Source organism: Methanobrevibacter sp., from assembly GCF_045539575.1.
In the GTDB taxonomy this organism is placed as follows: domain Archaea; phylum Methanobacteriota; class Methanobacteria; order Methanobacteriales; family Methanobacteriaceae; genus Methanocatella.
Map to the genome: position 1 here is coordinate 1 of NZ_JAZQFM010000066.1, position 20,738 is coordinate 20,738.

A 20,738-nucleotide genomic window follows, 5' to 3' on the forward strand; every position below is an offset into this window, starting at 1 on the left:
TACAGACAAACCAATCCAGAAAAAATAAAGAAATTATACAAGACCAAAAATGGAATTCTAACCTTTTTAGACTTCCAAATGCAAAACTGGACCCAAAAACACATAAAAATTAAATAAGCCTATAAAATTTTACAGACTCAATTCTTGAAACTTTTTTTCAAATTCAATATTTGTAATGTCCATTATTATCCTCTCTGTATCTAGTTATATTTATTTTTTAAAAATTCTAATGATTCTAATCCTTTTTCAACATCTTCTTTAACTTTTGGGAAAACTTTTTTAAAATATTTGAGGTCTTTTTCTTTCCAATCATAATCGGCAAATCCTCTAATCTCAATTAAAGTGTATAATATATCTCCAATGTATTTTTCAGTGGAATCTTTTGAATATCTTAAAGTGTCACAAACTTTGGTGTGAATCCCGATTTTAGTTTTAAGATTTTTTTTATTTTTAATTTCAACTAAATATTTTCTAGATTCTCCAAAAAGGGAATAATAATCTCGATTGATTGCTGAGCGAATATGTGCTTCGTCTTCAGTTTTTGAAAGTTCTTTACCAATCTGGAAAAATTCTTCAAAATCATACATTGCATTCACCGTGTAATATTGTTCTAATTAAGCAAAATTGCTTTCATTTCATAATATTGTCTTAAAATCAAACTAATTTCACTTAATTTTATAATTAACTAATAATGTATGCTTAATTCTATATATAACTTTCTAAAAATGTGATGACAAATTAACAAAGTAAAATCAATAATAAAAAGAGAAAATAAGTTTTTTAAACTTATTTTAGATAGTTTTCAACAAGGTTACGTGTTTCATTTAAGGATTCCATAGGAATTCCTTTAGGCATCTGGCCGAGTTCCCCGTCGACATCCTTGAGGATACTTCCGTTCATTCCTAAAAACATTCCCTCGCTGACGATATCGCTGAATGATTGTGGTGGTAATAAGGAGACTCCAACTTTATTTTCATCTTTAACGTTCATGTCGTTGGTAACTACAGTTATTGCACGTTTTCCTAAATTCACATTACAAAGCATGAGGTTATCGTTTTTCGGATGTGTTGTAACGCTCATAACTTCGCCGACCTTGATGTCAACTCCCATGATCGGATCATTGATCGGACCCAGTGCAAGTCTGTCTTTTAAACCGATGATTGTATCGAGGAAAAACCTTACTTTTGCAATGTTTTCCTGTGTTTTTTCCCTGTCTTCCTTCGGAGCGTTGCTTAGGAATTTCTTGTTCCAGTCATCTCCGCCCAAATATTCAATAATCTGTAATGCTTTTTGTTTTAAAGCTTCAACATCCGGAGAGTTTACCAATTCATCTCCTTCGAGGTAAGAGTAAATCAATGATTGAAAATCACTGTTCATTTGCTTTCCCAAATCAACAGCTTGTTTTTTATTCCAGCTTCCTCTAAATGAAGCTGTTGGAATGAGATTTAAATAATTCTCTCTTGCCTTGCTTGCTACTAAAATTCTATAATCTTTTGTTGTATCCCACAATTTAAAGTCTCCTTGTAATCTAAATTATATTTTAATTGTTAAATTTAATAAGTTTTTTGTAAAATAAGACGTCTTTAACTTTTAAAAACAAAAACTATTTATATTAACAATTAAATAAAATAATACATATTTATTTAATTATTATTTTATATTGTGGTGTAAACATGGTAGAAGTTTCAAAATTACGCAGTTTAGATATTTATACCAACACAGGACATTATGTTGGTCGTGTAGAAGATGTTATATTAAATATTAGATTAGGAACTATTTCAAAATTACAAGTTAGAGCTATTGAACAAGAAAGAAGACCTACCGGATCATTAGTTAATCAAATTTTTGGAAGTATTCGTGGTGAATCTCCAGAAGAACACGAAATGAGATCATTCCAAAACGATTTATTAACTGTGGACTTTGATAAAGTTCAAGCTATTGGAGACATCATGTTAATCAACCCTAGGGACATGAAAAAAATTAACCCTGAACCACAAATCCCTGAGGCTGCTCCAAAACAACCTGAAACTCAACCACAAAATGAAACTCAAGTTCAATTCGACTAAAAGATTAGAAATAATCTTTTAAATTCTTTTTTTTTATTTAATATTTTATTTAGTAAATTTGCTCTAAGTGATAATATGAAAGTAGGTATTATAGGATGTGGAGCTATTGCTAACATTATTACTACAAGCGTAGTTCCAGAAGATAACGGTATTGAAATTGCATACTTTTTCGATAAGGATGTCGAAAGGGCTGAAAATTTAGCCAGTTTGGCAGGAGGTGTTGCAGCACTTGACCTGGATGACATGTTGGACAATGTTGATTTGGTCTTGGAATGTGCGTCACCTGCTTCAGTCAGAGAATTGGCACCAAAGATTCTTAAAAAAGGCAAGGACATGATTGTAATGAGTATTGGCGCATTCATGGACATGGACTTTTATTTTGAAGTTTTGAATTTGGCTAAGGAGCATGGTGCTAAAATACACTTGCCTTCAGGTGCGGTTGTAGGATTGGATGGAATCAAGGCAGTTTCCAAGTTCGGTCTTAAAGAGGTAAATCTTGTAACCCGCAAGTCTCCAAAATCCCTTGGAAAAGACATTGATACTGAGGAAGTATTATTTGAGGGTAAGGCTTCAGAAGCAGTAAAGGAATTTCCATTAAACATTAATGTTGCAGCCACAATTAGTATTGCATGTGAAAGGGACATTGATGTTAAAATTATCGTCGATCCTAAAGTTGACAGAAATGTTCATGAAATTACTGCAAAAGGCGATTTCGGTGAGTTTAAAACTACAACCATGAACTATCCTTGTGCAGCCAATCCGAAAACAAGCATGCTGGCAGCATTGTCTGCTATCAGATTGCTTAAAAGTTTCAATGAAACTATAAGTGTGGGAATGTAATAATGAAAGATTTTGAAGTTTATTCATCTCTAAAAGTTCCGAAAAACTCTAAAATCATTGTCCGCTTGGATGGCAGGAGCTTTCATAAGTTGGCCCGTGATTTAAATCTGGTAAAACCTTATGATGAGAACTTTTATAATGTTATCTCTGAGGTTTGCCGAGACCTATTTGAAGAGTTTTCAGCGGAGTTCGTTTATACTTTTTCAGATGAAATAAGCTTGCTTTTAGATAAAATTCCATTCGATGGCAGAGTTGAAAAAATAAATTCCGTAATAGCTAGTTTCACTGCAAGTTCCTTTGTAATGCATTATGATACTCAATTTAAGAAACCTCCAGCTTTTGATTCAAGAATCATTCCAATCAGTGACGGCGATATCTTGGATTATTTCAAGTGGAGGCAGGATGAATCATGGAGAAACTGCGTTAACTCACATGGAATCTCATACCTCAAAACCAAGTATTCAAATACAGAAGCAAACGATAAAATAAATGGCATGAATTTAAGTGACATTCATGAATTCTTGTTTGAAAATGGCATTAACTTAAATGATATTGAAACTTATAAAAAACGGGGAATTGCAGTATACAGGAAAAATAAAAAAGTGGTCGGTTTCAATAAAAAAGAAAATAAAAACCAGACCTCATTCAGAAGTTATGTTTACACAGACTGGGAGCTTCCGATTTTCAGTGAAAAATTCTTTAAGGAAATTCGGGTGATCAAATGAGCTTTATTTCAAAATTATTTAAAAGCAATGACGAGGAGTTCAATGAAGTTCGTGTTGATAGGGAAGTTCTTGAATCAGTAATTTATTATTCAAAACAGGCATATCCGAACGAATTTTTAGCCTTTTTTGACGGTAAAATCATTGATAAGGTATTGTATATTACAAGTTTGATTTTTGTTCCGGGAGAGACATGTGAAACCGGAGCTGTCGTTCATACTGAAATGATTCCGATGAACACAAAATATTGGGGATCAGTCCACTCTCACCCAGGACCAAGTGCAATGCCGTCTGGAGCAGATTTAAAGACATTTTCCAAAAATGGGTATTTTCACATGATTGTATGTCTCCCTTACAGTTTGGAGACCTTTAAATCATACGACAGGTACGGCGAGCATATTGATTATACTATTGGGGATTACAGTTACCTGGTTGACGACAATCCTGACGAATTTTTCGATGAAAGTGATGTTTTAACTGAAAATGATGAATTCAAGCCAGGATTTTTCGATGAAGAGGATGATGAATTCTTCCAAAGCCTTGATGAAGAGCGAAAAAATCACTATGAAGAATATGAAAAACGCAATCAAATGGAAATAATCTCAAATACGACTTTGCCTAATCAGGTAATAAAAATAGAACTTAATGCTGATGGCAGCGTTAAGAAAATATCAAAAGAATTCAAGGATTAATTCTTTCTTTTTTTTAATGGTTGAAAAATAAAAAAATAAAAAACAATATGGTGAAAATTGTTTTTTATAATTCTAATCCGTTAGCTTCGTAGACATTGTCTAAAGCTTGGATTTCTTTAATAACATCTTTTGGAATTTCTTTGTCTAAAGTTAGAACCATGATAGCTCTTCCGCCTTTTTCATCTCTTCCAACTTGCATAATTCCGATGTTAACGTTGTGTTCTCCTAATTTGGTACCGATTTTACCGATGCTTCCAGGAACGTCTTCATATTTTGCTATGAACATGTGTCCTTCAGGAATAACATCGACCCAGTAATCGTTTACTTTTAAAATTCTTGATTCGTGTAAGTGTGTACCAACTGCAGAGAATTTGTCGTCTGCACTTTTTGCGATTACTTTAATTAAGGAATCATATCCTTTTGAATTATTTTTTCTGCCTTCAGTAATGCTTATTCCTCTGTCTTTAGCAACAAGGGATGCATTGACCGCATTAACAGGAGAACTTAAGAATGGATTTACAGCACCTTGAATAACAGTTCTTGTCAAAATTTCAAGGTTGTCGATTTCAGCTAATTCTCCGCTGTAAACGATTTCAATTTCTTTAATTTTACCGTTGACTCCTTGGGAGATAAAGCTACCTAATTTTTCACATAATTCCATGTATGGAGCTAATTCCTGGTAGGTATTGCTGTCGATACGTGGCATGTTCAATACGTTTCTAGGTGCTTTGCCGTTTGCAAGGTCGATAATTTCATCAGCTACGATAATAGCAGCATCTCTTTGAGCTTCTTTGGTTGAAGCAGCAATGTGTGGAGTCAATACGATATTGTCAAGTTCGAATAATTTTGAATCTTCAGCAGGTGGCTCTTCTTCATATACGTCTAAAGCAGCTCCACCTATTTTATTATTGACTAAAGCATCGTAGAGTGCGTCTTCATCAATGATTCCACCACGAGCACAGTTTACAATATATGCTGTGTCTTTCATTAATTCAAATTGTTCTGTGGAAATTGAGTGTTTGGTTTCAGGAGTGAGCGGTACGTGAATTGTAATGAAATCAGCATTTTCAAGCACTTTTTCTAATGTGGTTAATTCAACGCCCATTTGTTTTGCAACTTCTTCAGGCAAGTATGGATCATATGCCATTGCTTCCATACCGAATGCTTTACATCTGTTTACAACTTGTGAACCGATTCTTCCCATACCGATTACACCGAGAGTTTTATTTCTGAGTTCAACACCCATGAATTTTTTCTTTTCCCATTTGCCTTCTTTAACGGATTTGTCAGCAATGGAAATTTTACGAGCCATGCTTAGGATTAAACCCATTGTGTGTTCTGCTACAGTTACTGAGGTGGATTCTGGTGAGTTAACAACCATAATACCTTTTTCAGTTGCAGCATCCAAGTCGATGTTGTCTACTCCAACACCAGCTCTTGCTATGATTTTCATATTTTCTGCTTTTTCGATTAAATCTGCAGTTAATTTTGTCCGACTTCTTACGATTATTCCGTCATATTCATGGATGGTATCTGCTAACTCTTCAGGAGTAATGCTGGTGTCTACAACTACTTCAGCAACTTCTTTTAAGTTTTCAATACCCTTTTCATTTATTGCATCAGCAACGAGTACTTTCATATTTTCACCATATAATTGATTTTAAAAAGAATATTTAATAATAAATATTACTTAAATTTATATTCTTTATTATATTTAAAATTTAAACAAATCTAATGGATATGCTAATAATTTTTAAATAAGGACTGCAATAATTACTATTAACGATGTGGTTTTCACATATCAAAAAAATAAAGGAGATATTATTATGGTATCAGTAGAAGAATTTGCAATTTCAACAGCAAATGATATTCCGGGATTTAAAATAGTGGAAACAAAAGGATTCATTTACGGATTGACTGTTAGAAGCAGAGGTGCCGGCGGACAGATAGGTGCAGGCATAAAATCATTATTCGGTGGGGAAATCACCCAATATGTAACAATGATGGAAGAGTCCAGAGATGAAGCATTACACAGAGCCATTGAACACGCTAAGGAATTAGGCGCAAACGGTATTGTTGCAATCAGATTTGACTCAAATGAAATTTCAGATGTAATGCAGGAGATTCTTGTTTACGGAACTGCTGTTGTAGTCGAAAAAGAATAGGGTTACTATGTTTTTAGATGAACTGGAATTTAAAGGCAAATCAATTCCCCAGACAATTTTGGGCTACGGTCCATTCATGGCTGAACTTTATTATGGGCATCGATCAAGACTGTATCTTGATGATTTATATAACAATCCTCAGGCTACTGCAGATGTAATTGTTGAAGCTTATAATCATGGTGTTCGGGCCATAAACCTGGTTAATGATTCAAATCTGCTTGAAGCATATGATATCGCAGCCGAACAGGGCTGTAAGATGAAAGTCATTGCAACCATAGGCAAATCCGATGTTGATTATTTGAATCCTAATTATGAGGTTGCAAAGGAAGTTGACTGGGATGAGGATATCGAGCTGTTCAGCAGTTATGACTGTCCGTTAATGCTTGTTGACGAGTTTATTGTTGACGGGTATGACTGGAGACTGACTTCAAAAATATTGTCTGAAATTAACAATACCGGAGCCCTTTCAGGATTGGTGACTGCGTTCCCTTCAAGGACAACAGATCTGATTTCAGATAATCTGGACATGGATTTATTTGATTTTTACATGATTCCTCTCAATTCAATTTCTTACATGATGGATATTAATGCGTTTAACGCATCCCAAAGACAGGAATTTGTTGACAGGGTTTTAAAATTAAATAAAAAAGTTATAGCTACTAGGGTTTTAGCAGCCGGTGTACTGCAGCCTAAAGAGGCATTTACATTTTTAAAAAATACGGATTATGTTGATTTAATTACTGTGGGTGTTGCAAAAGTTGAAGAGGCAAGTGAAGACTTTTCACTCTTAAAAGAGTTCTAAAGTTTCACAACTTCGTATTCTTCAAATGGAACAAAGCCGTCTTCTTTCAATGTTTTGTTCAAGTCTGCAAGTCCATTAATTAAATCTTTTATATTTTTATTTGATGGTTTTTTACCTGTAATCTGCAGATATTGTCTTGGTGAGATTTCACAGAGTTCGCATTCAAAATTGCAGCATCTGTCTCTTTCTTCACAGCCGTATCCTTCCTGTGCTTCATCTGTTCCGATGACAATGTCGTCAAGGATTCTAGATACTCTCTCATCAGATGCAAACATTGCTATTTTTTGTGTTTTACCACAGATTCCAATAGCTCTTTGTCCTTTGTAATTGCAAACCCATTTTATTGGATGATTTTCCATGCCTGTAATTTGTAAGTTTTCCATATTACCACTCTAATTTTCTTTTCTCTCTCTTATCATTTTCAGCAATTCTTTTGAATTTTCAAACTCTTTTAGCTCCCATGATTTAATAACCGGTATTGTTCCGATTGATTCTTTGATCTTTTCGTTATTGATTATAAATACCGGTTCGGATGTGGTGACCATTGATAAATCTTTTAGCGGAACTGCCATTCTTTTTAGAGTTTTTTCAGTCCTGTTCTTTTCAACATTTGCCATTAATGGTGAATGCTTATCTGAACTTTTCATCTTGGCTACTGCATCGAACGGACTTTTATTGGTTGATAAAACACCATATCCCAATTTGGATAGGTCATTAACATCATCGCTGTATTCAACATCTTCCTTTTGAGGTTGTTTTAAAAGGTCAATATCTAATGTTACTTTCGTATTGAGGATTTCTTCCAGAATCATTGCAGTTTCGGTATTTGCGCGAACAATGCCGTTTTCATATTTATACATTGTAGCACGTGAAACGTGGGCAAGATTAGCCAAATCTTTCAGGGACATTGAATATTCTTCTCTGTATTGTTTTATGACATTTCCATCAATTTTAACGAAATATCCTCCACGGTCTGCTAAAATTTCAGGATATTCGTTGTATAATATCATATTTTTAAAAGTATCAATGCCGATGGTTGGAATGTCATATCTTTCATAAATCACTCCCTCTTCAAGGGGTCCGTTTCTTGATTTTTCCCCTATGATGATGGGTGAAGCCAAAAAGATATTTGCCAGCTGTTTCATTTCATGGGCGTTATGCTCATTAATGCTGTCAATATTTAAAAATGTTTTCAGAAGTAAAATTAACAGATTTTTTCTGGCTACTAAATCAAATGAACCCTGGTCGTAGATATCTGAGGTTTTATATCCCTGTGATTTAAGTAGATTTTCTATTTGCTGTAGCAAGTTTCCTCTAGTTAACATAAAGATACCTCTTAAAAATTATATATTGTTTAACTCTAATATATTTGTATATTTGAGGGTGATTATAATTAACATTTTACATATTGGAATAGATGACACTGATTCTCCGGACGGGATGTGCACTACATTTCTTGCAAGCCAGATAATCAATAAACTTGAAGATAACGGTATCGAACTGCTGGATTATCCTAGACTAATCAGATTAAATCCATTTGCAAGATTTAAAACCAGAGGCAATGGTGGAGTTAGTTTTAAGATTGAAAATGATGATAAGGCCAGTTTGGCAAAGCAGATTGTCTTGGAGGAAGTGGAAAAGCTTTCAATGTTTGACTGTGACAACACCAATCCCGGCGTTATTTTTTATGATGGGGAAATAACTGAAGAAATGGTGGATTATGCATTCAGGGCGATTTATGAGTTCATAACAATTGAAGAAGCGGAAGAATTCGCCAACTCTGTGGGATGTGAAATTCACAAGTTCAAAAAGGGAAGGGGAATCATAGGATCAATAGCTGCCATCAGCCTTCCGCTTGCGGATTACACTTTTGAACTGCTTACGTATAGGGCTCCTGAAAATTACGGAACCAAAAGGCAAATAGATTATGAATCAGTTTATGAGATGGACAGTCAAACTTTTCCCGATACCTTTGAAAACATTGATTATGGAGAGAAATATATTGCAATAGAGCCAAAAACACCGTGTCCTGTTTTATACGGTATCAGATCAAACACTGTTGAAGCCCTTAAAACCGCAAAGGATATTGTTAAAGTGTCTGAACCGATTGTTGATTACTGTATCTATAAGACTAATCAGCATACTGACATGCACATTCAAAAAACACCTGACATTGCTTCAATGAAGCAGTATGGCTGCTATGAAGTTACAGGTGAGGTTAAAAACAAACCTACAATTATTGATGGCGGGCACATGTTTTTCTATATATTTGATGAATCCGGCGAGATTGAATGCGGTGCATATGAACCGACCAAAGGTTTCAGGCAGACAGTTTCTAATCTGCGCCCTGGTGATGTAATCCGTGTATTCGGTGGAATTGGTGAGCAGAACACATTCAACATTGAAAAATTCCAAGTTTTAAAATTAAATGATGTTGAATATAAAAATCCGGTTTGTGAATGCGGTAAAAGAATGACTTCTGCAGGAAAGAACAAGGGATTCAAATGTAAAAAATGTGGAAGGAAAATCGAGTCAAATGAAAAAGTTCCTATTACAATCGAAAGAAATTTAAAAAATCATCAATTTTACGAAACACCGGTTTCTGCAAGAAGACACTTGTCAAAACCACTTTGTAGAATGTAATTTCTATAAATTTCTTATTTTATTTGTTTATTTAATCATAGGATTATTTAAAATGGTTTATTTTAATATCTTATTATTCACTTTTAGTGAACTATTTCTCTGTTTTTTCATGATTTTTATTCATGAAATTGGAACTTTTGAGAACTCAATCATATTGATTTAAATACTAGTTTTTTAAGATAAATTAATTAATGACACATATTTTTTAGTGTCGGGTGGGAGCGGGTTTATTTGACCAATGATGATGATAAGACAAATATTCAACATATTTATCGTAATAAAACTGATAAACGTATTTTAAAGAAAAATCCTTGGAAAGATTATGGATTACATTTATCTGTATTACTTTTAGTGATTATAGCAGAATTAATCGGCCCTATTCAAATAAAGTTATCAGAAGGGGTTGCAGTTTCAATCATGCCTCTGTTATATACAATGGTAATGGGATTAGTATTTTACTTGGCAAAACCTATCACCTGGATTCAAAGAAAACAATCCAGAGTTGCTGAAGGAGCTATGATGCTTTTCATTGGTGTTTTAATAGCTAAATTAGCTGTTTCCAGTGGCCAATCCATACACTTGATTTTTGAAATGGGTCCTGCTTTGATCTTACAGGAATTAGGACACTTGGCTACAATATTTATCGCACTTCCTGTTGCTTTACTTTTAGGATTTAAAAGAGAAACAATTGGTATGACAAATTCAATCGGTCGTGAACCGGAAGTAGCTGTTGTTGTTGATAAATACGGATTCAATTCTCCGGAATCAAGGGGGATTTTTGCATTGTTCATTGTCGGAACAATTATAGGTACAGTTTTCATAAGTTTCCTGACAAGTATCAGTGTTTCTATTCTACCATTGCACCCTTATGCATTTGCGATGGCTAGTGGTGTTGGTAGTGCAAGTATGAATGCCGCTTCCTTAGGTCCTACTCTTGCAGCATTTCCTAATTTAGTAACACAAATTGAGGCATTTGCAGGTTTCAGTAACTTGCTTTCATTTTCAATAGGTATTTATATTGTAATATTTATTGCATTGCCTTTAACTGAAAAATTATATGAATTTTTAGAGCCTAAAATCGGAAGAAATTCAATTGTTGATGAAAAGGAGGGTGAGTAAATGGTTGATATAATTGACGGATCTGAAAATGTTTCTGTTCATGGTATTTTTAATTGGATTTTACTTTTAGCCATTTTCTCAATCATTACAGCTATTGGTAATTATGTAGGTTATCAGCATCCGATGACTGACTCCTTAATCGGTATGGGCATTCTTTCAGTAATTACTCTGGTTGGAGTTTGGATGGAAAGGGAACTGCCGTTTAACATATCTTCAATTATTTACATCAGTGTAATCGGTATTGTTTTAGCATTTCCAAGTATGCCTACCTCTGCTCCATTGTTGCATTATGTATCACAGGTTGAACTTTTATCTATCGTAACAGTGTTCTTGGCTTATGTTGGTATAGGTATGGGTAAAAGCTGGGATGAGTTCAAAGCCCTTGGTTGGCGCGCTATTATTATTACTATTTTGGTAATCGCATCAACATACTTGGGTTCTGCGGTTGTAGCTCACATTATTTTAACATTGACTGGAGTTCCAGCCTAATTTTTCTTTTTTTTATCTATTTTTCGTTTTGCTTTTTTTAAGTTATGGAATAGTAACCTATATAATGCCTTTTTTATAAATAAATTATACATTAAAGTAAATCTATATTGGTTTTGGAGTGGATTTTTATTCCGGATAAAGACAATCCAGTTGAGCATATTTATCGTGAAAAAACGGATAAACGAATTTTAAAGAAGAACCCGTGGAGGGATTACAGATTACATATTACTGTGCTTTTATTAGTTGTCCTTGCAGAATTAATAGGCACAATTGAGATTCCACTCACAAAAGATGTTGCCATTACCATCATGCCTTTAATTTATACCATTATTTTAGGTTTGGTTTTCTATCTTGCAAAGCCTATCACCTGGATTCAAAGAAAACAGGCCCGTATTGCTGAAGGCGCCATGATGCTTTTCATTGGCATTTTGATTGCAAAGCTGGCTGTTTCAAGTGGTCAGTCAATAAGCTTGATATTTAAGATGGGTCCCGCTTTGATTTTGCAGGAATTGGGGCACTTGGCAACAATTCTGATACTTCCTATTGCGTTGCTTTTAGGATTCAAAAAAGAAGCTATTGGTATGACCAATTCCATCGGAAGGGAACCTAACGTTGCAGTTGTTGTGGATAAATATGGCTTTAATTCTCCCGAATCAAGAGGAGTATTTGCAATTTTCATCATCGGAACTGTAATAGGTACAATATTCATAAGTTTCCTTGTAACATTCTCATTATCATTCCTGCCGTTGCATCCCTATGCATTTGCAATGGCCAGTGGTGTAGGTAGTGCAAGTATGAATGCGGCCGCTATCGGACCGACTCTTGCAGCATTTCCTGGTTTGGAAACTCAAATCGAGGCATTTGCGGGATTCAGTAATTTGCTGTCATTCTGTGTTGGAATTTATATTGTGATATTTGTTGCAATTCCATTAACAGAAAAGATGTACAACTGGCTTGAACCTAAAATCGGAAAAGAATCAGTCACTGCTAAAAAGGAGGATGAGGAATAATGCCTGATCTAATTGATGGGTCTGAGAACGTTTCTGTTCATGGTATTTTCAATTGGATTTTGTTGTTGGTTATTTTCTCAATCATAACTGTGATTGGTAATTATTTAGGATATAAACATCCGATGACCGATTCTCTTGTGGGAATGGCGATATTGTCAGTAATTACTCTTGTTGGGGTATGGATGGAAAGGGAACTTCCATTAAACGTTTCATCTATTCTTTATATCAGTATTATAGGTATTGTTCTTGCATTTCCGGGCATGCCGACATCAGAATTTGTTCTTTACTATGTATCTCAGATAGAACTTTTATCTATTGTAACTGTATTTTTAGCTTATGTTGGTATAGGTATGGGTAAAAGCTGGGATGAATTCAAGGCATTGGGCTGGAAAGCAATTGTCATTACTGTATTAGTTATTGCATCCACTTATTATGGTGCTGCTATTGTGGCACATATTGTTCTTGTGTTAAGCGGTGTTCCAGCTGTTTAAATCTATTTTTTAAATATTATAAGTTAACTATTTAACATTATTTGTACATATATAACAGTTAGATGTGCTATGTTTTTAAAAAATATTTCTAAATTTATTTCAAATTACCGTTATGAAAAAGCAACTGTGGAATCCATCACTACTGTTAAAGCGGCTTTTTTAGATTTTTTTGGAGTAACCTATCGTGGATCTAACGAAGAGGCTTCAAATATAGCTTTTAATACAGTTGAAGAAATATTTTCTGGAAACTTAAATTATAATTTAAAAGCTTCAATTATTGGAAAAAATAAGAAAACCGATATTTTAAGTGCTGGATTTCTAAATGGTGTATCTGCTCACGTGCTTGAGTTAGATGATGGTCATAGAGGTGCTCAAATACATTTGGGTGCAGTGATATTTCCAACAGCGCTCGCAATATCTGAAAGTTTCGATTTAAGTGGAAAAGAGTTTTTAGAGGCAGTCATTGTTGGATATGAGGTCGGAATATTGCTTGGAAAAATTGTTAATCCTGAACATAGGAATAATGGTTTTCACACAACAGGTACCATTGGAGCTTTTGTTGCTGGAGCGGTAGCTTCAAAATTATTAAAACTTGATGATGAACAAATTTTAAATGCCTTGGGTTTATGCGGAACACAGTCCGCTGGACTTTTGGAATCCGACCATGGGGGATCCATGGGTAAATCTCTGCATGCTGGTAAGGCAGTATACAATGGAATACTGTCTGCGTTTCTTGCAAGAAATGGATTTACCGGCAGCGGAACAATATTTGAAGGAAATGAAGGTTTTTTGAAAACCATGGTTTATTCCAACACTGATTATAAACCGGAGGAATTCTCATTTGAAAAGGCCTTAAAGGAAATAGGTCGAGTGAGGGTCAGGGACATTTACTTTAAGAAATATCCGTTTTGCAGACACATTCACTCATCAATCGACACTGCATTGAAGCTGAAGGCAAGTATCGGCGATGAATATGATCATATTGAAAATATTGCCGTTAAAACATATGATGTTGCGGCACAGCACGATAATTTCGACCCGAAAAATGTTGAAGAGTTAAAGCAGTCATTGCCTTATGCTGTTGCAATATCCCTTGTTGTTGGAGAAGTCACTGTTGATGACATGAACCAGCTAATGGAATATGGGCTTTTGGATAACTATTCAACAGTTGATACAGTAAACAGCATAAAAAATCTGGTCAGTAAAATGATTATTCTTTCTGATGAAAAGTTAAATGACTTATATCCTGACAAGAGGCCATCCAATGTAATAATTAAATTGGATAAGGCATTTAGAAATGGTGTATTTCAAAATATCACATTGCTTCCGAAAGGGGACTTTGAAAATCCGTATCAGCTAAGCGAATTGATCGATAAATTCAAATCAAACAATCCTCTTTATGATGTAAGGAACCTGACTGTTATAGACTCTCTTGAAGAATATTCTATGAAATATGTTGTTCAAAAATTGAATGAGTAGGTATTATGGATAAAACAAAAGAATTTTTAAGCAAAATCGGAATTCAGGAAACTTTTGATGATTTCAGTTCAGATAAGAGATTTGCTGATGGCGGGCAATACCGTTTTGAAGTTCCTGGAATTCAATCTCCAAAGACTATGAATGCTCTTTTAAAGGAATCTCTTAAAAACAATATTTTTATTCATAGGGTTACTCAAACAAAGGGGATTATGCTTCTGACAGATGAAGAAATAACCGAAATGGTTGATTTGGCTATTGATTATGGGTGTGAATTATTTTTATCTGTCGGTCCAAGAGCCACATATGACACTTCAGCAACAGTTCATACAAAAGAGGGGAGCAGAATCGGTTACAGGCTTAGAGGTTATGATAATTTAGTTTATGCAATTGAAGATGTAAAAAGGGCATGCAGACTGGGAGTTCGCGGAATCTTACTTTATGACGAAGGTTTGCTTTGGGTTTTAAACAAAATGAGAAAAGAGGGAGAAATTCCAAAAAACACTCACTTCAAACTGTCAGCCCATGCAGGTCATTCAAATCCCGCATCTGCGAAATTATTGGAAGCACAGGGACTTAATTCACTTAATCCTGTTCGTGATTTGCAAATTCCAATGATTGCATCCATCAGGAATGCTGTTGACATGGCTATAGATTTGCACACTGAAAATCCAAAATCCACAGGAGGATTTATTCGCCATTATGAAGTTCCTAAATTTATTGATGTGGCGGCTCCGGTCTATTTAAAAACTGGGGGGTCTGTTGCTGCAAACCATAACTGGGACACCACAGAAAAAGAAGCAATAGCCCGTATTAAGCAGGTTATGCTAGTTAAAAGAATGATTGATGAATATTGTCCTGAAGCAATCGTATCTCCATCCAAAAGTGAAGATTTATCAGTTCCAGAGTGATCATATGGATATTGTTGAAAATATTTCCAAAACCATCATCAAGGCATCCACCACTTTAACAGATGATAAGCTGAAAGCTTTGTCTCATGCAATTGACATTGAAGAGAATGAAAATGCCCGATGGGCATTATCACAGATTTTAGAAAATTATAAAGTTGCACAAAAGACAAGGTTTCCTCTCTGTGACGATACAGGAATTCCTCATGTTATAGTGGAGCTGGGACGTGAAAGGGAAATTTCAGGGGAGTTGCTGAATCAGATTCATGAGGGCATTGAATTGGGTTTGAATAATCTTCCTGCAAGGCCAATGGCAGTCAAAGGAGATGAAATTGAAAGAATCGAACAGAGCAAAGGTTTATACGAAAAGCCAGGAATGTTAAAACCTGCATCCGTATTAATTGATTGTGCCAATGATGAATCAACATATAAAAGGGATATTTCACCGGATACTTTAAACTTACATTTCATTCTTGAAGGGGGCGGTCCTGAAATCCGGGCAAAAACATACAGGGTTTACCACAAACGCTCCTTTGAAAATGTTATTGACACTGCCGTTGACTGGTTAAAGGAATCTTTAAGCTTGTTGGGCTGCACTCCTTCAATTCCGTCAATAGGTATAGGAAGAACCCACTATGAAGCAAATGCGCTCATGTTAAAGTCAATTGCATACGGCAATCTGGACAATCAAAGTGATGTGGAAAAGCGCGTTACATATAAATTAAATGAAACTGGCATTGGACCGTTGGGTTTTGGCGGAAAAACCACTGTTCTTGGTTCCTATGTAAACATCGGCAATCAGAGGGCAAGCGGTGTGAGAATTGTTGCAATCCGCCCGGCATGTTTTGTTGAGCCAAGAGTAGCAACATTAAAGTTATAAAACTTATATACTTATATTAAAAAAATTTTAAGGTACATGAAAATGCAAGAAAATAATTTCAGAGTTAATCCTCATTCTTTAAAAACAAATATTTCTCGTGTGGAAACAGATAAACTGGTCACTAGGGGATATAATCAGAGAGATTTGATTGAGAAAATCCGTTATAGCGATATGGTTTATTTAATCTTGAAAGGAAGGCTGCCTTCTCTTAAGGAGGGAAAGATCTTTAATCAGGTTCTGGTTTCATTTTGTGACCATGGAGTAACACCTCCAAGCACTCAAACAGCTAGATTGATTGCTTCATCAGGTTCACCTATGAACTCGGCTGTTGCGGGGGCATTGCTGTCATTCGGACATAAGCATGCGGGAGCTATTGAAAAAACCATGCAATTGTATCAGTCAAGAGTCAATTCCATCTATAGGACAGAAGATTCAGACATTGACAACAAGCAAATTGCAAGTTTGGCCATCGATATCTACAATGAGTATATGAGTAGCGATGAAAAAATACCTGGTTTTGGACATAGATATCATAATGTTGACCCAAGGGCCGACAAGCTAATGGAATTGGTTATTAAGGAAGGATTTATTGGGCCTCACGTTAAACTGGCTTTGGCTCTGGAAGATTTGATTTATCAAAAAAAGAATATCAGACTCAATGTTGACGGCGCAAATGCCGCAATTTTATCTGATTTGGGATTCACTCCTGATTTGGGATTGGGCGTATTCATAATCGGAAGGATTCCTGGAATCATTGCCCACATTCACGAAGAAAAAATGGATGAAGAGGAATTCAGACGTTTTTGTGACCTTGATGATATAATATATGAAGGTGGAAGATACGATGGAATTTATTGATGTAATCACTGAAAGATACAGTGTAAGAGGATACTTGGACAAAGAAGTGGAAAAGGAAAAATTGGAATATGTTTTAAAAGCTGCAACCATGGCTCCAACCGGAGTAAACGCACAGCCTTTTAAAGTTTATGTGATTGACACTAAAAAGCATAAAGAAGCGTTATCCAAAATTTACGGTGCCAAATGGTTTGTTGAGGCTCCTTATGTATTGTGTGTTGTTGCAATAATAGACCAGGCATGGACAAGGCCTTGGGATAAAAAGAACATTGCAGATATAGATGCAACAATTGTAATGGACCACATGATTTTGGCCGCTCAGGACGTTGGCCTTGGAACATGTTACATTGGAGCATTCAAAAAACAAGAAGCTCACAGATTCTTAGATCTAGAAGAAAATGAGGAAGCAGTACTCTTTACTCCATTAGGGTATCCTAATGCTGAACCTCGTGACACTCCAAGAAAAGAACTGGATGAGTTTGTAGTTTACATTGATTAAAATGAATTTATTCATACTCGGTGCGGATAGTTCTGCGGAAATGGAAAAAATTTCTGAGGAATTGTCTCAAAAAAAATTTAAAATTGTCCAGCAGGAAAATCATTACATCCTGATGAGAAAAAGGAGATATGGGAATATATTAATTCAGGCCATATGTTTAATTTTAGCATTGTCAGTTTCTTGGGTATTTTTAATCATTAATATTGTATATTTCTCTTATTCTTTTTTATGGGCCTCTCCAAATGTGTTAATCACAACAGAAAAGGTATCTGAAGAAGGGGAACCTTTAGAATTTAGTAACATGGATGAAATATTGGAAAAGGCGAATGCTATTCTATAATCTCATCTACACTATATTCTTCTATTTTTCTTATTACTAATGGATCTTTGGCGTTAATGTATTCTGATTCTTCACCTAGTTTCGCATCTATGAATACTTCATCAGCGCCAGCTTCTGCAAACAGGCTTATGATGTCGGAGAGGAAATCTTCGTAGTCATTCTGAACCCGCTCGTCACTGAAGCCCAGTCGTGGAAGTTCATTGGTCCAGATATCGCTTCCAGGCGAGAACTTTTTATCAGTTAGCTTATTGTCTTTTATTTCACTATCCATTGTTAATGAGAAATTTTTATTAAGAATTATCCAAACTGCTCGTTCCATGAATATCATTTAGAATATAATTATATAAATAGTATAAAGTCAAAACTTAAAAATAGTGTTATTATGGCAAACGTTAAAATGTTTAAATTATTAGGGGTAATGTTGGCATTAATGTTAATTGTATGGGCTATCTCACCATTTTTAGCTCACAGGCCAATAACTACTGAGGTTATTGCAACTGCAATTATATTGATTTTAATAGCCATTGCATACTTTATAATTTTATTCAATCCCGGCTGGACCAAGGCAGTATTTTTCTTTGAGGGTATTGTCATCGGTGTAAGCGGGTATATGTTATTGGGTTATCCGTACAATATTGAATTCGTTATTGTTGGTTTAATCATTATAATAATCGCAATTTTGGCTTATTTGCAAAAGTTACCGCCTAGTATATTGAAATGGTTCTATAGATAAATTATTTATCTTTTATTTATTTTTTTCTTTAATATTTTGATATAAATTTTATTTTTTGGATAATATTTTTTAATTAAATTACAATTTCAGCTATTTTTACCAATATTAAATAGTAAAAGATATATATATTACACAACAAAAATAAGTACACCATGGTGATTAATTATGGCAGAGATATCAGACGCAATCGCAATGATAAAAAAAGCTGAATCTGACGCTGAACAATTAATTGTTGATTCACAGTCCCAATCAAAAGATTTGATTGCTGAATCAAAATTAAAAGCTGAAGAAATTGTTTCCGAAGCTAAAATTGCAGCTGAAGAAGAAGCTAAAAATACTGTTTTTGATGCAGAAGATAAGGCTAAAAAAGAAGCGCAATCTATTGCTGAGCAGTCCGCAGGTGACGTAAAAGCCTTAAAGGACAAAGCTATGGCAAATGTTGATGAAGCTGCTTCTATTATTGTCAAAAATATTTTGTAGTGTGAGATTATATGTTCAAGACAGCTAGAATGCGAAAAATTAGAATTGTTACACTGGAAAAGTATGTAGCTCCTACAGTGGACGCTCTCCACGAATCTGGGCTAGTACAAGTCAGTGATATTTCTGAAAGCATTCAGCAAGATCCTGAATTAGCGGATGTAGTTACTCCTGCAAAAGCGACTCCCTACACAGGTAAGTTATCTTCACTTTTAATGAAAACAAACGGTATATCTGAACTATTAGGAGATTCTTTATCAGAAGGCCATGGGTTAAAAGATACTTTAATGTCTTTTATTAGTCCAGACATGCCAGTTCAAAAAGAAATTGAAGCTTTAGATACTGAAGATTTCATTAAAAAAGCTGAAGACACATTAGCTCAAGTAGAGAGTAAAACAAGTGTTATTGAAGGAAAATTATCCGCACTCGACGCTGAAACAAGTGAACTAAAGTCTAATAAAAGTTTGGCTAATCGCTTATCTAATTTTGACATGGATTTAGCACTTTTAAAAGATTCAAAGTACACTTCTACTACTGTTGGTAGGATTAATGCTGAATCTGCTTCAGAAATCAAAAATGAATTAAGTAACTTGACTGATGAATTAGAAGTATTTACTGTTCCTATGGATGATAAAGAAGGAGAAATTATCACTGTAGTGACATTAAAAGAATTTAGTGATGATGTTTATTCAACACTTCGTAAATTCGACTTTGAGAGAATTGAAATAGGTGACGTTGAAGGTACTCCTCAGCACATTATTTCAAATGCTGATTCCAGATTATTAACCATTGAATCAGAACGAGCATCTGTTAAATCAGAGTTAAGAGCAGTTGCAGAACAATGGGACGATGAGGTATTGGCTCTCAAAGAACAATTAGAAAATGAAAAAGAAAAGAACGAAATTCTTTCATCCTTTGTTCAAACTAAAGATGCTTATGTACTTGAAGCATGGGTGCCTGTCAAAGACACTGAAAAAGTAGAACAATTGGTTGAAAAAAGTTCTGATGGACATTGTGCCTTTGAAACAATAGAGGTTGAAGGTACAGATGATGAAAATGTTCCTATCCTACAACAAAATGGATGGTACGCAAGACCTTTCGAATACCTTGTTGATATGTACTCTCCGGTACGTTACAATGCATTGGATCCAACTATATTTGTTGCAATCACATTCCCATTCTTCTTCGGTTTCTGTTTAACCGATGCAATTTATGGTTTAATTGTAGCTCTTCTTCGGGTAGTATTATTAAAAGAAATGTGGAAAGTTAAAAAATCTATGCATTCCTTCGGATGGATTTTAATCTGGTCCGGTCTGTGGGCCGTTATACTGGGTTTGATTACCAACGGTTTCATTGGGGACTTCCCAGAAAGAATAGCTGGTTTCCGTTTACCGACCGTATTTGCTCCTGTTGAAGCATTCGTACACCCTGATACTATTTTGATAATAGCTATTGCTGTTGGTCTTATTTACACCAACATCGGATTTATCTTAGGTGCTATCAACAACTTAAGATACGGAAACAAGAAAGA

The 20,738-nt window shown here is 34.9% G+C and carries 26 protein-coding genes; 20 read left to right on the forward strand and 6 right to left on the reverse strand.

Features of this window, described 5'->3' with window-relative positions:
* Positions 1-200: 200 nt before the first annotated feature.
* The gene (locus tag ACKI30_RS08475) at positions 201-587 is read right to left on the reverse strand and encodes a hypothetical protein (RefSeq protein WP_407411582.1); all 387 of its coding nucleotides are present in this window, start codon (positions 585-587) and stop codon (positions 201-203) included.
* 199 nt (positions 588-786) lie between these two features.
* Positions 787-1,509 carry a tRNA-binding protein gene (locus ACKI30_RS08480; protein ID WP_407411584.1) on the reverse strand — a complete coding sequence of 241 codons (723 nt, stop codon included), beginning with the start codon at positions 1,507-1,509 and terminating at the stop codon, positions 787-789.
* A 164-nt stretch (positions 1,510-1,673) separates the two neighbouring features.
* On the opposite strand from ACKI30_RS08480, the gene ACKI30_RS08485 reads away from it, so the two are divergent.
* The 4 genes from ACKI30_RS08485 (at position 1,674) to ACKI30_RS08500 (ending at position 4,320) form a co-directional block, all read left to right on the forward strand.
* On the forward strand, positions 1,674-2,066 hold the full coding sequence (locus ACKI30_RS08485) for a PRC-barrel domain-containing protein (protein ID WP_292739802.1): 393 nt from the start codon (positions 1,674-1,676) through the stop codon (positions 2,064-2,066).
* Positions 2,067-2,141: 75 nt separating this feature from the next.
* On the forward strand, positions 2,142-2,906 hold the full coding sequence (locus tag ACKI30_RS08490; protein WP_407411587.1) for an aspartate dehydrogenase: 765 nt from the start codon (positions 2,142-2,144) through the stop codon (positions 2,904-2,906).
* Between the two features lie 2 nt (positions 2,907-2,908).
* Positions 2,909-3,631 (forward strand): tRNA(His) guanylyltransferase Thg1 family protein, encoded by a 723-nt coding sequence (locus ACKI30_RS08495; protein ID WP_407411589.1) that lies wholly within the window; start codon positions 2,909-2,911, stop codon positions 3,629-3,631.
* A complete protein-coding gene (locus tag ACKI30_RS08500; protein WP_407411591.1) occupies positions 3,628-4,320 on the forward strand; it encodes a Mov34/MPN/PAD-1 family protein in 693 nt (230 codons plus the stop codon). Before ACKI30_RS08495 ends, ACKI30_RS08500 begins: the two co-directional genes overlap by 4 nt.
* Before the next feature lie 64 nt (positions 4,321-4,384).
* Here ACKI30_RS08500 and serA read toward each other — a convergent pair whose 3' ends face one another.
* Positions 4,385-5,959: a phosphoglycerate dehydrogenase gene (gene serA, locus ACKI30_RS08505; RefSeq protein WP_407411593.1), complete on the reverse strand. Its 1,575-nt coding sequence runs from the start codon at positions 5,957-5,959 to the stop codon at positions 4,385-4,387.
* Between the two features lie 187 nt (positions 5,960-6,146).
* Between serA and ACKI30_RS08510 the strand changes: the two genes are divergently transcribed.
* Together ACKI30_RS08510 and ACKI30_RS08515 are read left to right on the forward strand one after the other, a co-directional pair.
* A complete protein-coding gene (locus ACKI30_RS08510; RefSeq protein WP_407411595.1) occupies positions 6,147-6,485 on the forward strand; it encodes a heavy metal-binding domain-containing protein in 339 nt (112 codons plus the stop codon).
* Between the two features lie 109 nt (positions 6,486-6,594).
* Complete coding sequence (locus ACKI30_RS08515) at positions 6,595-7,287, forward strand: hypothetical protein (protein WP_407411627.1); 693 nt, start codon at positions 6,595-6,597, stop codon at positions 7,285-7,287.
* Here the strand turns inward: ACKI30_RS08515 and ACKI30_RS08520 are convergent.
* Both ACKI30_RS08520 and ACKI30_RS08525 read right to left on the reverse strand, forming a co-directional pair.
* Positions 7,284-7,670 carry a hypothetical protein gene (locus ACKI30_RS08520; RefSeq protein WP_407411597.1) on the reverse strand — a complete coding sequence of 129 codons (387 nt, stop codon included), beginning with the start codon at positions 7,668-7,670 and terminating at the stop codon, positions 7,284-7,286. The two genes, ACKI30_RS08515 and ACKI30_RS08520, sit on opposite strands and share 4 nt — an antisense overlap.
* A 9-nt stretch (positions 7,671-7,679) precedes the next feature.
* On the reverse strand, positions 7,680-8,612 hold the full coding sequence (locus ACKI30_RS08525; RefSeq protein WP_407411599.1) for a transcriptional regulator: 933 nt from the start codon (positions 8,610-8,612) through the stop codon (positions 7,680-7,682).
* Between the two features lie 58 nt (positions 8,613-8,670).
* On the opposite strand from ACKI30_RS08525, the gene ACKI30_RS08530 reads away from it, so the two are divergent.
* The 11 genes from ACKI30_RS08530 (at position 8,671) to ACKI30_RS08580 (ending at position 17,997) form a co-directional block, all read left to right on the forward strand.
* Positions 8,671-9,930, forward strand: coding sequence for a DUF1743 domain-containing protein (locus ACKI30_RS08530; RefSeq protein ID WP_407411601.1), 1,260 nt, complete (start codon positions 8,671-8,673; stop codon positions 9,928-9,930).
* A gap of 231 nt (positions 9,931-10,161) precedes the next feature.
* Positions 10,162-11,049, forward strand: coding sequence for a DUF3100 domain-containing protein (locus tag ACKI30_RS08535; RefSeq protein ID WP_407411603.1), 888 nt, complete (start codon positions 10,162-10,164; stop codon positions 11,047-11,049).
* On the forward strand, positions 11,050-11,538 hold the full coding sequence (locus tag ACKI30_RS08540) for a hypothetical protein (RefSeq protein ID WP_407411605.1): 489 nt from the start codon (positions 11,050-11,052) through the stop codon (positions 11,536-11,538).
* A 113-nt stretch (positions 11,539-11,651) separates the two neighbouring features.
* Positions 11,652-12,548: a DUF3100 domain-containing protein gene (locus ACKI30_RS08545; RefSeq protein ID WP_407411607.1), complete on the forward strand. Its 897-nt coding sequence runs from the start codon at positions 11,652-11,654 to the stop codon at positions 12,546-12,548.
* Positions 12,548-13,039 carry a hypothetical protein gene (locus tag ACKI30_RS08550; RefSeq protein ID WP_407411609.1) on the forward strand — a complete coding sequence of 164 codons (492 nt, stop codon included), beginning with the start codon at positions 12,548-12,550 and terminating at the stop codon, positions 13,037-13,039. The genes ACKI30_RS08545 and ACKI30_RS08550 overlap by 1 nt, the downstream gene beginning before the upstream one ends.
* A 69-nt stretch (positions 13,040-13,108) precedes the next feature.
* Positions 13,109-14,518, forward strand: a complete 1,410-nt coding sequence (locus ACKI30_RS08555; protein ID WP_407411611.1) for an MmgE/PrpD family protein — start codon at positions 13,109-13,111, stop codon at positions 14,516-14,518.
* Positions 14,519-14,523: 5 nt separating this feature from the next.
* Positions 14,524-15,426, forward strand: coding sequence for a peptidase (locus ACKI30_RS08560; RefSeq protein WP_407411613.1), 903 nt, complete (start codon positions 14,524-14,526; stop codon positions 15,424-15,426).
* A gap of 4 nt (positions 15,427-15,430) precedes the next feature.
* Entirely contained in the window at positions 15,431-16,303 is an 873-nt protein-coding gene (locus ACKI30_RS08565; RefSeq protein ID WP_407411615.1) for a fumarate hydratase, read from the forward strand.
* A 42-nt stretch (positions 16,304-16,345) separates the two neighbouring features.
* Positions 16,346-17,161, forward strand: coding sequence for a citryl-CoA lyase (locus tag ACKI30_RS08570; RefSeq protein WP_407411617.1), 816 nt, complete (start codon positions 16,346-16,348; stop codon positions 17,159-17,161).
* Complete coding sequence (locus tag ACKI30_RS08575; protein ID WP_407411618.1) at positions 17,148-17,657, forward strand: nitroreductase family protein; 510 nt, start codon at positions 17,148-17,150, stop codon at positions 17,655-17,657. The genes ACKI30_RS08570 and ACKI30_RS08575 overlap by 14 nt, the downstream gene beginning before the upstream one ends.
* Before the next feature lie 40 nt (positions 17,658-17,697).
* Positions 17,698-17,997, forward strand: a complete 300-nt coding sequence (locus ACKI30_RS08580) for a hypothetical protein (protein ID WP_407411619.1) — start codon at positions 17,698-17,700, stop codon at positions 17,995-17,997.
* Here the strand turns inward: ACKI30_RS08580 and ACKI30_RS08585 are convergent.
* Positions 17,987-18,316 (reverse strand): hypothetical protein, encoded by a 330-nt coding sequence (locus tag ACKI30_RS08585; protein ID WP_407411621.1) that lies wholly within the window; start codon positions 18,314-18,316, stop codon positions 17,987-17,989. The genes ACKI30_RS08580 and ACKI30_RS08585 overlap by 11 nt on opposite strands.
* A 63-nt stretch (positions 18,317-18,379) precedes the next feature.
* Between ACKI30_RS08585 and ACKI30_RS08590 the strand changes: the two genes are divergently transcribed.
* The 3 genes from ACKI30_RS08590 to ACKI30_RS08600 form a co-directional block, all read left to right on the forward strand.
* Positions 18,380-18,730 (forward strand): hypothetical protein, encoded by a 351-nt coding sequence (locus ACKI30_RS08590; RefSeq protein WP_292739760.1) that lies wholly within the window; start codon positions 18,380-18,382, stop codon positions 18,728-18,730.
* Between the two features lie 165 nt (positions 18,731-18,895).
* Positions 18,896-19,210 (forward strand): V-type ATP synthase subunit H, encoded by a 315-nt coding sequence (locus ACKI30_RS08595; protein WP_407411623.1) that lies wholly within the window; start codon positions 18,896-18,898, stop codon positions 19,208-19,210.
* An 11-nt stretch (positions 19,211-19,221) separates the two neighbouring features.
* A partial coding sequence (locus ACKI30_RS08600) for a V-type ATP synthase subunit I (protein WP_407411625.1) occupies positions 19,222-20,738 on the forward strand: 1,517 nt, incomplete at its 3' end.